1 protein-coding gene is annotated in these 1,167 nt (G+C 58.0%); it reads right to left on the bottom strand.

Annotation, left to right across the window (positions count from 1 at the left end):
* Nucleotides 1-1,092, bottom strand: coding sequence for an IS630 family transposase (locus CY652_RS23690; RefSeq protein ID WP_102133128.1), 1,092 nt, complete (start codon nucleotides 1,090-1,092; stop codon nucleotides 1-3).
* Nucleotides 1,093-1,167 lie beyond the last annotated feature (75 nt).

Below are 1,167 nucleotides of genomic sequence, written 5' to 3'. Positions count from 1 at the left end.
CTAGTGTCCCGTTCCGCTGATTCGCGAACAAAGCCTGTGTAGCTTTTCAAGGATGGAGTCGGCGGATGCGGTCCAGACGAATGGCTTGCAGTTTTCGTTGTAGTGAGAAACGAATTGATCGATACGCTTGATCAGTTGTTTGACCGAACTGAACGAGCCTCTGCGGATCGCCTTGTCGGTGATCAGCGCAAAGAAGCGTTCGACCTGGTTAAGCCACGAACTGTAGGTGGGAATGAAATGCATGTGCCAGCGAGGGCGTGCGGCCAGCCACGCCTTGACCTTCGGATGCTTGTGACTGCCGTAGTTGTCCACAATGCAGTGCACGTCGAGCTCAACCGGGACAGCCTTGTCGATTTCGCGCAGGAAAGACAGGAATTCCTGATGTCGATGACGCGGTTTGCAGGTGGCGAGTACGGCACCGTTGAGCACGTTCAGTGCGGCGAACAGCGTGGTGGTGCCGTGACGAACATAATCGTGCGTGACACCCTCGACGTAGCCGAAGCCCATCGGCAGCATGGGTTGCGTACGCTCAAGGGCCTGGCACTGGCTCTTCTCGTCCACGCACAAGACCAGCGCGTTCTCTGGCGGACTCAGGTACAGGCCGACCACATCGCGCAATTTCTCGATGAAGGATGGATCGGTCGAAAGTTTGAAGCCTGCGCTGCGATGCGGTTGCAGACCCAGCAGCTTGAAGTAACGGTGCACGCTCGTCGGCGAGATAGCTGTTTCGGCGGCAATCGTGCGTATGCTCCAGTGCGTGGAACCATCCGCGGGTTTGGTATGCAGGGTCTTGTGAATCAACTGCGCCAGTCGCTCATCGTCGATCGTGCGTGGCTTGCCGGGGCGCACTTCATCATAGAGTCCATTGATGCGCTGTTCCAGAAACCGCAGGCGCCATTTGCCTACCGTGGCGCGCGTGAGTTGCAGACGCTGCGCGATCGCGCTGTTGGGCTCGCCGTCAGCCGCTGCCAACACGATGCGTGCCCGCATGACCAACGCCGCCGAAATCGAACGGGAACGTGCAATCGACATCAGTTGCGAGCGCTCGTCTTCGCTCAGCACCAGTTCGGCCTTCGGTCGTCCCATCGGCATGTTGACGTCTCCCGTTCCGTTGACGCCAACATGCTACGCGAATATAGATCAGTTAATAACGGAACGGGACACTAG

It is taken from the genome of Burkholderia sp. WAC0059, from assembly GCF_002870125.1.
Taxonomy (GTDB): domain Bacteria; phylum Pseudomonadota; class Gammaproteobacteria; order Burkholderiales; family Burkholderiaceae; genus Paraburkholderia.
The sequence above is the reverse complement of the archived record's forward strand: the minus strand, read 5'-3'. Positions and strand labels throughout refer to the sequence as shown.